This is a genomic window from Streptomyces rubellomurinus (genome assembly GCF_000961885.1).
GTDB lineage: Bacteria > Actinomycetota > Actinomycetes > Streptomycetales > Streptomycetaceae > Kitasatospora > Kitasatospora rubellomurina.
The window spans coordinates 1-13,894 of the sequence record NZ_JZKH01000041.1 but is presented as its reverse complement, the minus strand read 5'-3'; the positions used below and the strand labels follow the sequence as shown (position 1 = coordinate 13,894).

8 protein-coding genes and 1 pseudogene are annotated in these 13,894 nt (G+C 76.0%); 4 read left to right on the top strand and 5 right to left on the bottom strand.

The annotated features are described in order from the left end of the window. Nucleotide 1: 1 nt before the first annotated feature. Complete coding sequence (locus VM95_RS20385; RefSeq protein ID WP_341846022.1) at nucleotides 2–2,158, bottom strand: amylo-alpha-1,6-glucosidase; 2,157 nt, start codon at nucleotides 2,156–2,158, stop codon at nucleotides 2–4. Nucleotides 2,159–2,857: 699 nt separating this feature from the next. Between VM95_RS20385 and VM95_RS20375 the strand changes: the two genes are divergently transcribed. Further along, on the top strand, nucleotides 2,858–4,171 hold the full coding sequence (locus VM95_RS20375) for an alpha/beta fold hydrolase (protein WP_045698898.1): 1,314 nt from the start codon (nucleotides 2,858–2,860) through the stop codon (nucleotides 4,169–4,171). Nucleotides 4,172–4,202: 31 nt separating this feature from the next. Here VM95_RS20375 and VM95_RS20370 read toward each other — a convergent pair whose 3' ends face one another. Continuing rightward, on the bottom strand, nucleotides 4,203–5,750 hold the full coding sequence (locus VM95_RS20370; RefSeq protein ID WP_052707469.1) for a DUF4192 domain-containing protein: 1,548 nt from the start codon (nucleotides 5,748–5,750) through the stop codon (nucleotides 4,203–4,205). 228 nt (nucleotides 5,751–5,978) lie between these two features. On the opposite strand from VM95_RS20370, the gene VM95_RS20365 reads away from it, so the two are divergent. After that, complete coding sequence (locus VM95_RS20365) at nucleotides 5,979–8,174, top strand: RecQ family ATP-dependent DNA helicase (protein WP_045698980.1); 2,196 nt, start codon at nucleotides 5,979–5,981, stop codon at nucleotides 8,172–8,174. A gap of 384 nt (nucleotides 8,175–8,558) precedes the next feature. Further along, nucleotides 8,559–9,113: pseudogene (locus VM95_RS20360) on the top strand (hypothetical protein); the annotation flags it as partial. Between the two features lie 364 nt (nucleotides 9,114–9,477). Here the strand turns inward: VM95_RS20360 and VM95_RS20355 are convergent. From VM95_RS20355 to VM95_RS20345, 3 genes are all read right to left on the bottom strand, one after another. Beyond that, nucleotides 9,478–10,158, bottom strand: a complete 681-nt coding sequence (locus tag VM95_RS20355) for a hypothetical protein (protein WP_045698896.1) — start codon at nucleotides 10,156–10,158, stop codon at nucleotides 9,478–9,480. Between the two features lie 101 nt (nucleotides 10,159–10,259). Next, nucleotides 10,260–10,958: a ribonuclease HII gene (locus VM95_RS20350; protein ID WP_045698894.1), complete on the bottom strand. Its 699-nt coding sequence runs from the start codon at nucleotides 10,956–10,958 to the stop codon at nucleotides 10,260–10,262. 208 nt (nucleotides 10,959–11,166) lie between these two features. After that, nucleotides 11,167–11,775, bottom strand: a complete 609-nt coding sequence (locus VM95_RS20345) for a TetR-like C-terminal domain-containing protein (protein ID WP_244178861.1) — start codon at nucleotides 11,773–11,775, stop codon at nucleotides 11,167–11,169. Nucleotides 11,776–12,173: 398 nt separating this feature from the next. Here VM95_RS20345 and VM95_RS20340 point away from each other — a divergent pair, with 398 nt between their 5' ends. After that, nucleotides 12,174–13,721, top strand: coding sequence for an MFS transporter (locus tag VM95_RS20340; protein ID WP_045698892.1), 1,548 nt, complete (start codon nucleotides 12,174–12,176; stop codon nucleotides 13,719–13,721). Nucleotides 13,722–13,894 lie beyond the last annotated feature (173 nt).

Below are 13,894 nucleotides of genomic sequence, written 5' to 3'. Positions count from 1 at the left end.
CTCAGCGGGCGACGAGCTGCAGCTCCGCGGGCGCCTCCTCCACCATCGCCACCCCGATCCGGCTCACCCGGACCGAGAAGGGCTCCCCCGCCACGCGCAGCCCGGTCAGCTCCAGCTCGCCGAGCGGCGCGGTGCTCGCCGGACGGACCAGCACCCGGCCGCCCGGGACGTCGGGCCGCACCCCGGCGAGGGCGAACACCGCGTGCGCGGCGGCCGCCGCCGAGACCGCCGCCGGGCGGCAGGCGGCCGGGTGCGGCACGGGCGGGCAGCCGGGGGTGCGCTGCTCCCCCGCGTACATCTCGGGCAGCCGCCCGTCGAAGTGGGCCGCCGCGGCGAGCAGGCCCTCCAGCAGGGCGCCGGCCTCGTTCTCGTGGCCGGCCTCGGCGAGCCCGGCGATCGCCAGCGCGGTCTCGTGCACCCGCACCGCTCCGCCGCGGTGGCCGAGCGGGTTGAACCGGGGGGACTTGGCGCTGAGCGTGCGCAGGCCCCAGCCGCTGTCCAGCTCGGGCGCGGCCAGACGCTGGGCGAGCAGCCGGGTCTGCTCGCGGTCCAGCAGGCTCTCGTGGCGGCCGCCGTCCACGGCGAGCCCGGTGTCGAGCAGGTGCACCAGGGAGGAGGCCAGGGCGGGCAACGGCCGACCGCCGGGGGCGAGCCCGGCGGCCGGCCGGCCGCCGGAGAGGTCGTCGATCCAGAACCGCTCGCGGAAGCGGCCGCGCAGCTCGGCGGCCCAGCCGCGCCACTGCTCGGCACCCGGGCGGCCGAAGGCCTCCAGCAGTTCGGCGCCGTGCAGGGCGGCCCGGTGGGCCTGCGCCTGGACCTCGGCGCGGGCGGGCACCGGCTGGGCGGAACGGTCCTCCGCCGGGCGGCTCAGGTCGGTGACGAAGCCGTCGACCAGGCCCTCGCGCAGGGCGGCCAGGGCACGCTCGGCGGTCGGCAGCAGTTCGGCCGCCTCCGCCCGGGGCAGGCCCCAGCGCCAGGCCTCGGCCAGCACGGTGACGAAGAGCAGGGTGGCCTCGGTGGCCGTGCAGGAGGGGGGCAGCTCCGGGCCCCCGTGCCGCAGGGCGCCGGGGAGCAGCCCCTCGGTGCGGCCGGGGGCGGCGGTGAGCTGCTGCCGGCGGGCCAGCGCCCGGAGGGTGCCGGCGGCGAGCCGGGTGCCGAGCGGCAGGGTTAGCCGGGCGGCCCAGAGCGCGTCGGCCGGGGCGAGGCCGAAGCGCCAGGGCGCGCCGGAGGCCGGGTAGAGGTCGGTCGGCCGGTCCGGGTCGGCGAGCAGCAGCCCGCCGAGGGCGTCCAGGGAGCGGGTGACCAGCGGGACGGCGCGGGGGTCGTCGCTGCGGACCTCCGGTTCGGCCCAGGGCAGCGGGACGCCGGCGCCGCGCCCGCCGGGCGGGCGCGGCCCCGCCGCGGCGGCGCTCTCCAGCTCGACGCGCAGTTCCACCGACCAGCGGGCGCCGGGCTGGACCTCCAGGTCCCAGCGGAGCACCCCCGCACCGGCCAGGACGGCGTGCGGGGAGGGCTTGGCGCCGACCACGGCGCTGTGCGCCGCGCCGGTCCAGCGCAGCCCGGCGGACTGCACCTGGCCCGGAAGGTCGGGCGGACGGTGGCCGGCGGCGATCTCGGCGACCGGGCCGAGGTCGGTGCCGAGCGCGATCTCCAGCGGCAGCCGGGCCGGGCGGGCGCCGGTGTTGCGCACGGTGACGGTCTCCACGCCGTCCGCGTGGCGCAGCCGCTCGACGGTGAGCGCCGGATCCGGGTCGAGGTCCCCGGGGAGGCGGACGGCGCCGAGGAAGCGGGCCTGGGCGGCGCTGGTCAGGGTGCCCAGGAGCGGCAGCGGTTCCATGCCGCCCAGCCGCAGCTCCATCCGGGCGAGCACCCGGACGCCGTGGCGGTAGAAACCGTGCAGGCCGTGGCCGCGCAGCTGGCCGTCCGGACCGGAGGCAGCCATCCCGGGGGCGTTGACGCAGAGCACCGCGTGGTGGGCGGCGGGGGGCTGGGGGCGCAGCGGGGCCATCGGGCGGCCCGGGCCCACGGGTGCGCCGACCGGTGCCCCACCGGGCATGGCGGGCCCGGCGGGCTGGGCGGGCGGGGCCTGGTCGGGCCGGCCGGCCGGTCTCGGCCCGCCGGCCACGCTCTCGGCCGGCATGGCCTGTGGTGGCCTCATGGCGGTCACCGGACTCTCCTCCCCTCGGCGGTCCGGTGGCCGGGTCTGGCCGGTGGGCCGCGCGCATGCTCGATCGCCTGCTGATGGTGCCGGGCCGGCAGGCTGCCCCGCCGGCGGTGTGCCGTGCCGTGCCGGGCGCGATGCCGTGCCGGAACCGACGCCGCGCCGACCTTACGGGTCGCCGACACGGGCCCGCCGGGCGGCCCGGGCCTCCGTCCGGTCCGGCACCCCGGGGCACCTGCGGCCCGACGACGCCCACCGGGCGCGGCCCCGAGGGACCACGGCGCGTACGGCACCCGGGCCTGCCGACCCGGGCCGCCGGTCGCACCGCCGATGGCACCGCCGGTCGGCGGCCCGTCCACCCGGGGAGCGGTGTCCGGACGGGCGCCGCCCGGACGCGCGGCCCCCGGGGTGAACGCCGCGGGCAGCCTCCAGGTCACGCCGCGCGGCCGCCACGGCCCGGTCGGACCGTGCCCGTCGCCCGGGTGCCGCACCCGCCGGCCACCGGCCGGAGGCTCAGCACCGCCCGGTCCGTTCGCATGCGGATCGGATGGCCCTACCGGCGCCCGGAGTGGGTGGCGATGGTCGAACCGCCGCTCGATCGCGGTCAGGGTACGGTGCGGGAGTCGCGGCGCCCGCACCCGGTGATCCCGTGAATCGCGACACGACCGCTGTGACCAGCAGAGATCGAGGAGTTGCATGTCCACCGTCAGCCGGCTGCCCGGGATTGTCACGACCGACCACGTCTTCCAGCTGCCCCTCGACCACGCCGCCCCGGAGGGCGAGCAGATAGCGGTGTACGCCCGCGAGGTGGTCGCCGCCGGCCGCGAGCGGGACGACCTGCCCTGGCTGCTCTTCCTCCAGGGCGGGCCCGGCGGCAAGGCCGCCCGCCCGCTCGGCCGGGACTCCTGGCTGGACCGCGCCCTGGACGACTACCGGGTGCTCCTGCTCGACCAGCGCGGCACCGGGCGGTCCACGCCCGCGACCCGGCAGTCGCTCGCCCGACGCGGCGGCCCCCAGGAGCAGGCCGACTACCTGGCGCACTTCCGCGCCGACTCGATCGTGCGCGACGCCGAGCTGATCCGGCACCGGCTGCTCGGCGCGGACCGGCGCTGGAGCGTGCTCGGCCAGAGCTTCGGCGGCTTCTGCACCCTCACCTACCTCTCCATCGCCCCCGAAGGCCTGACCGAGGCCTTCATCACCGGCGGCCTCGCGGGCCTCACCACCTCCGCCGACGAGGTCTACCGGACCGCCTACCCGCGAGTGGTCGACAAGAACGAGGACCACTACGCCCGCTTCCCGCAGGACGTCGAGGCGGTGCGGCGGATCGCCGCGCACCTCGCCGCCGAGCCCGCGACCCTGCCGGACGGCGGGCTGCTCACCGTCGAGGCCTTTCAGGCGCTCGGCCTGATGCTGGGCGGCGGCAACGGCTCCGGCACCCTGCACTACCTGCTGGAGGAGGCCTGGGTGGAGGGCGCGGCCGGGCCCGAGCTCTCCGACACCTTCCTGGCCGGCGCCCAGGCCCAGCTGTCCTTCGCGGGCGGCCCGCTCTACGCCGTCCTGCACGAGTCGATCTACGGCCAGCGGTCGGTGGACCAAGGCGGCACGGCCTGGTCGGCCGAGCGGGTCCGCAAGGAGTTCCCGCAGTTCGACGCCCGGGCCGCGCTGGACTCGGACGCCCCGGTGCTGTTCACCGGGGAGATGATCTACCCCTGGATGTTCGACACCGATCCGGCGCTGCGCCCGCTGAAGGAGACCGCGGAGCTGCTGGCCGCCCGCACCGACTGGCCCGACCTGTACGACCCGGAGCGGCTGGCCGCCAACACGGTGCCCGTCGTGGCGGCCGTCTACCACGACGACATGTACGTGGACACCGCCGCCTCGCTGGAGACCGCCCGCGCCGTGCGGGGCCTGCGGGCCTGGATCACCAACGAGTGGGAGCACGACGGCCTGCGGCTGAGCGGCGGCAAGGTGCTGGACCGCCTGATCAAGCTGGCCCACGGCGAGGCGTAGCGCCCACCGCCCCGGCGGGGGCGCGAGGAGGTCAGCGCGCATGGCGGCCCCCTCTCGCGTCCCGCCGGGAGCCACGGCACCGGGGCAGGCCGGTACCGGACCCGGTCGCGGCGGCCGGGTGCTCGGCGGCGGACGTGCAGGCGGCCGACCGGCCGAGCCGAACGCCCCGGGTGAGCCGCCGTTCGGCCACCCTCGCCTCCCCGGCCAGCGGCCCGGGCTCCGGGAGCAGGGCGACCGGCCCCGCCCCGCCGGCCTCCGGAGCCGGCCCGGCGGGCCCCTCGGTCACGGGCGCACCCGGGCCCGGCCGAGGCGCTGCCGCCGCCCCCTTCCGCCGGGCGCCCCGCCGGCGCCGGTGCCCGCCCGGCGCCGGATCGGGCGGCCCGGTGGGCGCGTCACCCGGCTCCGGTGCCTCCGACGCCTCGGGCGCTTCGGGCACCTCGGGCACCTCGGGCGGCTGCGGCCGGTCGGCGGGCCGCGGCGGACCGGGCGGGCGCTCCTCCCGCCGGCGCCGCTGGGCCTCCACGGCGGTCATCAGCGCCTCGGGTGCCAGACCGTCGTTCAGCGACTCGTACAGCAGCTCCGCCAGCAGGTAGCCGGGGGCGAGCCGCAGGACGTGGCCGAGCACGACGCGGGCCGTCGCCGAGTCCCCGGCGACCCAGGAGGCCCAGGCCAGCAAGGTCAGCGGGGCGGCCGCGCACTCCTCGTACGGCGGCACGGCACGCCGGGCGAGGAACCGCCAGAGCCGCTCGGCGGGAGCCAGTTCGGCGGGCCTGGCGTACTCGACGCCGCGGTCCCGCGTCCGGCGGTCCCGCAGGGCGACCAGCAACCGGGCCGCCCGCTCCTCGTCGACCTCCCGGGCACCGGCCGCGAACTCGGCGAAGACCTGGTCGAGCAGAGCGGCACCCTGCTCGGGGGTGATGGCGCGCGCGGCGGCCGCCACCCGGTCCAGGGCCTCGCGCTGGGCGCTCGCCCCCGGCGGGCCGATCGGGGCCAGCCCGGCGACGATCGCCTTCCGGCTGCCCCGCGGCACCAGCCCGGCGACGGTCGCGGCGGCGGCCGCCGGGCCCGGGTCGGGGCCGCTGCGCACCGGGTTGCCGGCCGGATCGCAGCAGCCCTCGCCGCGGCAGAGGAAGGACCACCAGCGGCCGTCCGAGACGCAGAGCGACTCCTTGACCGCCACTCCCCTGCGCCCGAAGGCGGCGCGGAGGTGGTCCGACAGCGGCCGCAGGTCGTCCACCGCCGGCGGGGAGTGCGGAGCGGCCGAGTCCCGGCAGAGGTAGACGAGCACCTGCAGCGGGCGGCTGCCGTGCCGCTCGGAGAGCGCGACCAGCAGGGCGGCCGTCTCGTCCGCCGCGGTGGGCCACAGCGCGGGGGCGTCCGGGAGGTCGGCCCGGATCACCCCGCCCTGGTGCAGGTCGGGGCCCTGGAGCCCGACCGCGACGATGCTGTCGTCGGGGTAGAAGCCCAGGAAGTAGGGCAGCAGCTCGGCCATGTCGGCCGGGCCCCGCATGATCACCGGCCGGTGGCCGGAGGCCGGGCCGAGGGACAGGATGACGTGTTCGTTGTTCATCGCGTTCATGGCCGCAAGAGTGCGCGGGATCCGACGCCGCCGCCGAAGCATTCGTTTTCCTGTGGATAACTCCGGCCCCGAATTCCTCTTCGCTCGTTCGGAGTACACCAAACCCGCTCCGTCGAATGAATTTTGACAGGCGTTCAGCGGATGAACGGATTGCCTCCACCCCACATTCCACTCCCCACCGCGATCGGCATTCGCCCCCTGTCGGGGGCTAGGGGTTACATGGACGCCATGCAGCAGCCCGAGATCCACACCACCGCCACCGCCGACCGCGCCGAGGTCAGGGCGCGGGCCGAGGCCGTCCTGCGCGAGCTGGCCGGCCCCGGCGCCGCCCTGCGCGAGGACCAGTGGACGGCCATCGAAGCCCTCGTGGTCGACCACCGCCGCGCCCTGGTCGTCCAACGCACCGGCTGGGGGAAGTCCGCCGTCTACTTCATCGCCACCGCCCTGCTCCGGGCCGCCGGCGCGGGCCCGACGGTGATCGTCTCCCCGCTGCTCGCGCTGATGCGCAACCAGGTCGAGTCGGCCGGCCGGGCCGGCATCCACGCCCGCACCATCAACTCGGCCAACACCGAGGAGTGGGCCGAGATCCAGGCCGAGGTCGCCGCCGGGAAGGTCGACATCCTGCTGGTCAGCCCCGAGCGCCTGAACAACCCGGACTTCCGCGACCAGGTGCTGCCCGAGCTGGCCGCCTCCACCGGCCTGCTGGTCGTCGACGAGGCGCACTGCATCTCGGACTGGGGCCACGACTTCCGCCCCGACTACCGCCGGCTGCGCACCATGCTCGCCGACCTGCCGGCCGGCGTCCCGGTGCTGGCCACCACCGCGACCGCCAACGCCCGGGTGACGGCGGACGTCGCCGAGCAACTCGGCACCGGCGCCGGCGACGCGCACGCCCTCGTGCTGCGCGGGCCGCTGGAGCGGGAGAGCCTCACCCTGGGCGTGCTGGCCCTGCCCGACCCGGCGCACCGGCTCGCCTGGCTCGCCGACCACCTCGACCGGCTCCCCGGCTCGGGCATCGTCTACACCCTGACGGTCGCCGCCGCCGAGGAGGTGACGGCCTTCCTGCGCGAGCGCGGCTTCGCGGTGGCCTCCTACTCCGGCCGCACCGAGGACGCCGAGCGCCGCACCGCCGAGGCCGACCTGCTGGCCAACCGGGTCAAGGCGCTGGTCGCCACCTCCGCACTGGGCATGGGCTTCGACAAGCCCGACCTCGGCTTCGTGGTGCACCTGGGCTCGCCCAGCTCGCCGATCGCCTACTACCAGCAGGTCGGCCGGGCCGGGCGCGGCGTCGACCGGGCCGAGGTGCTGCTGCTGCCCGGGCGCGAGGACGAGGCGATCTGGCGCTACTTCGCCTCGCTGGCCTTCCCGCCGGAGGAGCAGGTGCGCCGCACCATCGACGCGCTGGCCGAGGCCGGCCGCCCGCTCTCCACCGCCGCCCTGGAGCCCCGGGTGGACCTGCGCCGGGCCCGGCTGGAGACCATGCTCAAGGTGCTCGACGTGGACGGCGCCGTCCGCCGGGTCAAGGGCGGCTGGACGGCCACCGGGCAGAGCTGGGCGTACGACACCGAGCGCTACGCCAAGGTCGCGGCCTCCCGGGAGGCCGAGCAGCGGGCGATGCGCGAGTACGCGACGACCACCGGCTGCCGGATGGAGTTCCTGCGCCGGCAGCTGGACGACGAGCAGGCCGCGCCGTGCGGGCGGTGCGACAACTGCGCGGGCCCGCTGCACACCCCGGAGGTCTCCGCCGACACCCTGGCGGCGGCCCGGGCCGCCCTCGGCCGCCCCGGGGTGAGCTTCGAGCCGCGCCGGCTCTGGCCCACCGGGATGGACGCGCTCGGCGTGCCGCTCAAGGGCCGGATCCCGGCGGGCGAGCAGGCCGAGACCGGCCGGGCGCTCGGCCGGCTGTCCGACATCGGCTGGGGCAACCGGCTTCGCGCCCTGCTCGCCGAGCAGGCGCCGGACGTCCCGGTGCCCGGCGAGGCCGTGGAAGCGCTGGTCGCGGTGCTCGCGGACTGGGCCCGCGGCCCGGGCGGCTGGGCCGGGCCGGCCACCGCTGAGGGCACCCGGCTGGAGCGGCCGGTCGGCGTGGTGACGATGGCCTCCTCCACCCGCCCGCAGCTGGTCGGCACCCTCGGCGCGCGGATCGCCGAGATCGGGCGGATGCCGCTGCTCGGCCGGATCGAGTACGCGGACGGGCGGCCGCCGCACGGGGCCCGCAGCAACAGCGCCCAGCGGCTGCACTCGCTGGCCGGGGCGCTGGTCCTGCCGCCCGGGCTGGAGCAGGCGGTGGCGGCCGCCGGCGGGCCGGTGCTGCTGGTGGACGACCTGGTCGACTCGGGCTGGACGGTCACCGTGGCGGCCCGGCTGCTGCGCCGGGCGGGGGCGAGCGCCGTGCTGCCCCTGGTGCTGGCCGTGCAGGGGTGACCGGGAGGGAGTGAGCGGGCGGGAGTGACAGAACAGGAGGTACCGGAGGGCAACCCTCACTCGAACGGCCTAGGAGAGAGGCGCAGGCCGAGCGATTTCGATCACACAGGGCACTCGGACGGAAGGGAGCAGTCACCATGCGACAGGCGGTTCAGCGTGTGCTCCGAGCGGCCCGGATCAAGGTCGACTCCTGGGCGCGCGCCACACGGAGGGTGGCGGCCCGGATGTGCCGGACACAGAGCCATCTGATGGCGTTCATCATTTCGTCATTGCCGCTTCACCCCCGATGCCGCGAGAATCGGAGAGTACCCAAAGCCCGGTCCGCAGGACCTGTCCTTCGGCGTACCCGGACACCCGCCTGCCCTCGGGCCAGGAAGGAGGATCGTGATCAACGGCATCGACCGAGGTCCACATCCCCTCGCCCGGAGTTCGGCGCCCAGACGGCTGCTGGACCTGGAGACCTGGACCGCCTCGGGGATTCCGTTGCTGCGCGATCCGCGCGAGTTCGTCCTGGAGCTGCACCAGCGGCACCTCCCCCAACCGGGCACGGTCGTGGTCGCCGTCCTGGACGCGCTCCACCACCTCGCCGCCTCGGCCTCCTTCGCTCCCTGGCCGCACGACAGCGACGGCTGGCAGCACCGCAACACCCTGCTCGCCCACCTGCGCCGGATCATCCCGCACGACCTGCGGCTCGCCCGGCCGACCCGCACCGCCGTCGTGCTGCGCTGCCGCGAGGGCGCGCCCGGCTGGACGGAACAGGACGGCGCCTGGATGTGGGCGCTGCGGGACGCCTCGGTGCTGCACGGCCTGCGCTGCGGCGCGTACATCGGGCTCACCCCGGCGGGGTGGCAGATCCTCGGGGACGGGCGGAGCGGACGCAATCCGCACGCGGGTTCGTGGGCGGACGGGCCGGTGCACACCGTGACGGAGCTGCCGCCGCGCTCGGCGCTCGACGACTCCCCGCGCAGCCACCGCGCCCGGCAGCAGGCCGCCGGGCAGGTCAGGCGCGCGGACGGGCCGCAGCGCGCCCGCCCGTCCGAGCGTCCCGCCGAACTGCCCTGGGCCCCGGCCCGGGTGGCGGCCGTCGAGCCGGCCCGGCGCACGGGCACCCGCTGAGCCGGGACCGCGCCGAGCGGCCCGCGCGCACACCCGGGAAGCCCGTCCGCCCGTCCCGCGGGCGCGGCGGGACGGCCAGCGGGCCCGGTGCCGTGGCGGCCCCGGGCCCGGGTGGTCGGCTGCGGCCGACCGGTCAGGCGATCGGCCGGTCGGGCCTCAGGCGGTCGGCCGGTCGGGCCTCAGACGGTCAGGCGTTGACCCGGCGCCCCGGTGCGGCTGCGGCCTTACCGGTGGCGGCCGGGCCGGCGTCCCCGCAGACCACGAGCAGCGCGGTCGCGTGGCCGAGCGCCTTGGCGTACGCCTCGGCGGACCGGGCGGCCGGGCCTCCGTTGGCCACCAGGACGACCGCCTCGCGGCGGGCCGGGCGGTCCAGCGCGGCGTCCGCGTAGAAGACGTCCCCGCCCTCGGCGAGCTGCGCCCAGTAGCGCTCCTCGCCGAAGGAGAGCTCGTGCTGCTGCCAGGGGTGGGCCTCGCCGACCGTCAGGACCAGGATCTGGCCCGGGTCGCGGCCGGCGTCCAGCAGGTGGTCGACCGCCTCGTCGGCGCGGTCGAGCGCCTGCGCCGGGGTGGCGGCGATCCGCTGGACCTCGACCTGCGGTGCGGCCGGGGTCTGGCGGCGCGGCGCCGGGCCGGGCTTCGGGATCCGCGGCGGCGCGCCGGAGCCGGCGGCCCGCGGCGGGGCCGGGCGCGGGGGTGCCGGGCGGGGGCCGGGCACCATGGCCGGCGCGGCGACGGTGGTGGTTGCGGGGGCGGGCGCGCCGCCGGTGGCGGGCGTGTGGAGGGCTTGTGCGTCCGACTCGCGGGGGAAGGGAACGCCGGGGCCCGGGAGGCTCTCGTGAATCTCCGGCTCCTCGGGGAAGACAGGCATACCCGGATATCTATCAAATGCCGGTCGGACGCGCACGGGCGCCCCACCCATTGGGCACCGGGGAGTTGCTCGGCCCACCCGGGGCAATTCCCGACGCAACGTCAGAAACCGAGCGTCAACTGTTCGTCGGCGCACGCCTGATCCGCGCCGCCGACGTCCCGGACGCGCTTGAGATGACGCCACCGGGGCAGCGCGTCCAAGTACGCCCAGGAGAGCCGGTGGTGCTCGGTGGGGCCGTACTCCTCCAGCGCGGCGCGGTGCACCGGGGACGGGTAGCCGGCGTTGTCGGCGAAGCCGTACGCGGGGTGCCCCTCGCCCAACTCGGCCATCATGGTGTCGCGGTGGACCTTGGCGAGGACCGAGGCCGCGGAGACGCAGATGCAGGACTGGTCGCCCTTGATCACCGTGCGCACCCGCCAGGGGCCGCCGAGGTAGTCGTGCTTGCCGTCCAGGATCACCGCGTCGGGTTCGACCGGCAGCGCCTCCAGGGCGCGGACGGCCGCCAGCCGCAGGGCGGCCGTCATGCCGAGCTCGTCGCACTCCTGCGGGGACGCGTGCCCGAGCGCGTACGCGGTGACCCAGTCGGCGAGGACGGCGGCGAGCGCCTTGCGGCGCAGCTCGGTGAGCAGCTTGGAGTCGGTCAGCCCCTCGGGCGCCCGGCGCAGGCCGGTCACGGCCGCGCCCACGGTGACCGGGCCGGCCCAGGCTCCGCGCCCGACCTCGTCCAGACCGACCACGATCCTGGCGCCGGCCCGGCGGAGCGAGCGTTCGACGGAGTGCGTCGGGGGGACGATGGGCATGGCGGTTTCCGTTCAGCTGGACAGCCTCCAGCCTAAGCCCGTCGCGCCGAAGGCCGGTTCGCCGGACGGCCGGCCCCCGCGCGGACGCACCCGGGCGAGCCCACCCCAGGCGGACGCGCCCCCGGCCGGCGAACCGGAGAGCCGACGAACCGGAGAGCCGGCGCACGGGGGGCCGACAGACCGGGAAACCGGTACCGGCGCCGCCCCGCTACGGGTTCCGGATCAGCGGCACCATCACGTCGTCGACCAGCCGGATCGCGAAGTCCGGCGCCATGTGCTCATGGCCGCCGACTTTCACCTGGTACATCAGCATCGCGGGCACCACGTCCGCCACCATCGGGTTGGCCGCACCCGGCCGGGCGTCGCCGCGCTCGGCGCCGCGGCGGAGGATGTCCAGGATGGTGTCCTTGGTCGGCTCGATCACCCGCTGGACGATGAAGTCCTTGAACACCTGGGCCTGTTGCTGGGACAGCTCCCCCATGAGCGCGTGCATGGCGCTGCCCACCCGGGAGTTCAGCGCGTCCGCGAACACCTCGATGAGCTGCAGCAATTCGGCGCGGGCGGACCCGAGGTCGGGGACCCCGTGAGGGCGTGGGAGAGTGGAGTCCAGGGCGTCGATGACGAGTTCGACCTTGGACGCCCAGCGCCGGTACAGCGCGGCCTTCCCGGTCCGCGCCGCTGCGGCGACCCCTTCCATCGTCAGCCGCGCGTAACCGCCGGAGGTGAGTTGATCGAGCGTCGCGTCGAAGATCGCGTTCTCCAACTCCTTGCCCCGGCGCCGCATCGGCCGGGCCAGCGCCTCACGGGCCGCCCGCACCGGACAGAGGGCCGCCGGGGCCGGTCTCGCGCCCACTGACACCTCAGACCCCTCCGACTGCACGTCCGACTGCATGCCCAACGGCACGCCCGACGACGCCTCCGGCGACGCTTCCGACACCGCCGCCGTCTCCGCCGGTCCGGCGGCCGCCCGACCGGACTTCCGGCCGGACGCCCGGCCGGACGCCCGGTCCGCCGTCAGGCGCCGCACCAGTCTTTCCGTCGCCACCGTTCAACACTCCTAAGGAACGCTTGCGTTCACAATCACGACCAAGCTATCGTCCCAGATTAGTGAACGATCCCGTTCTCTCCCAGCCCCTCCGGCACGGGGCAGCACACCAGGGCCGGCGGGTGCGCTGAACACCAGCACCGAGCACGTAGCCAGCAGGGGGCTCATTCGTGGCTATCACCGACACGCTCAAGAAGACCTCACCACCGCAGGGCCGCCAGTCGCGCGGCAAGGGCATCACCCTGGCCGTCATCGCGGCCACCCAGCTGATGGTGGTGCTCGACGCCACCATCGTGAACATCGCGCTCCCGCACATCAAGGACGCGCTCAACTTCTCGACCACCAACCTGTCGTGGGTGATCAACGCCTACACGCTGACCTTCGGCGGACTGCTGCTGCTCGGCGGCCGGGTGGGCGACATCCTCGGCCGCCGCAGAATGTTCATCCTCGGCACCCTGCTGTTCGGCCTGGCCTCGCTGCTCGGCGGCTTCGCCCAGGACAGCAACCTCCTGCTGGCCGCCCGCGCCCTGCAGGGCATCGGCGGCGCGATCTGCTCGCCGACCGCCTTCGCGCTGATCGCCACCAACTTCGAGGAGGGGCCGGAGCGCAACAAGGCGTTCGGCGTCTTCTCCGCGGTGGCCGGTTCGGGTGCGGCGATCGGTCTGCTGGCCGGCGGCGTGCTCACCGAGTACCTCAACTGGCGCTGGGTGTTCTTCGTCAACGTGCCGATCGCGATCCTGATCGCGATCGCCGCGCCGCGCTACATCACCGAGTCCGAGCGCCAGGACGGCAAGTTCGACCTGCCCGGCGCGCTCACCTCGACGCTCGGCCTGGTCGGCCTGGTGTACGGCTTCATCCGGGCCGCCTCGGACGGCTGGTCGGACCCGATCACCCTCGGCTCCTTCGCGGCCGGCGCCGTCCTGATGGCCGCGTTCATCGTGGTCGAGAAGCGCACCGCCCAGCCGATCACCCCGCTGCACCTGTTCGCCGACCGCAACCGCACCGGCGGCCTGGTGATGATGCTCTGCATCGCCGCGGCCATGTTCGGCATCTTCTTCTACGTCGTCCTGTTCGTGCAGGGCCCGCTCAACTACAGCCCGGTGCGGGCCGGCGTGGCCTTCCTGCCGATCAGCGTGGCGATCATCACCGCCGCGCAGCTCGCCTCCCGCTTCCAGACCACCTGGGGGCCGAAGCCGTTCATGGCGGGCGGCGCGCTGCTGGTCACCATCGGGCTCAGCTGGCTGACCCAGATGAACAAGGACAGCGGCTACCTGGACGGTGTCCTCGGCCCCACGGTGGTCTTCGGCCTCGGTATGGGCATGATCTTCGTCCCGGTGATGCTGCTCTCGGTCGCCGGCGTGCCCGGCGAGGAGACCGGCGCCGCCTCCGGCCTGCTCAACTCGATGCAGCAGATCGGCGGTTCGCTCGGCCTCTCGATCCTGACCACGGTCTTCGCGCACTACGCCAAGGCCGAGGGCCAGGCCCAGGCCCCCGGGTTCCTGAAGTCCGCCACCCCGGAACAGATGGCCTACTTCCAGGAGAAGGGCGAGTTCCCGCCGCACACCGACGCGGCCAACTCGGTGCTCGCCCACGGCATCTCGCACGGGTTCGTGGTCGGCGCGGCGCTCGCCGCCGTGGCCGTGCTGGTCGCGCTCTTCGTGGTCAAGGCCAAGCCCGGCGACCTGCCGTCCGAGACCTCCGGCGTCGCGATGCACTGAGCCGGCGCCGGACCGGCACAGCGCGTCCGGCACGCACCACAGGAACCACAGGCACCACACGCACCACCCGTACGGCCGGTCGGGGAGCAGCCCGCTCCCCGGCCGGCCGTACGCCGTTCACGCCCCGACGCCCCGCCCCACCCCCACGCCCCACCCCCCCCCCCCCCTCCCCC

Excerpts from the sequence above, each read along its gene's own strand:
- VM95_RS20385 (WP_341846022.1), bottom strand. The coding sequence starts at position 2,158 with ATGAGGCCACCACAGGCCATGCCGGCCGAGAGCGTGGCCGGCGGGCCG.
- VM95_RS20375 (WP_045698898.1), top strand. The coding sequence starts at position 2,858 with ATGTCCACCGTCAGCCGGCTGCCCGGGATTGTCACGACCGACCACGTC.
- VM95_RS20370 (WP_052707469.1), bottom strand. The coding sequence starts at position 5,750 with ATGAACGCGATGAACAACGAACACGTCATCCTGTCCCTCGGCCCGGCC.
- VM95_RS20365 (WP_045698980.1), top strand. The coding sequence starts at position 5,979 with ATGCAGCAGCCCGAGATCCACACCACCGCCACCGCCGACCGCGCCGAG.
- VM95_RS20355 (WP_045698896.1), bottom strand. The coding sequence starts at position 10,158 with ATGCCTGTCTTCCCCGAGGAGCCGGAGATTCACGAGAGCCTCCCGGGC.
- VM95_RS20350 (WP_045698894.1), bottom strand. The coding sequence starts at position 10,958 with ATGCCCATCGTCCCCCCGACGCACTCCGTCGAACGCTCGCTCCGCCGG.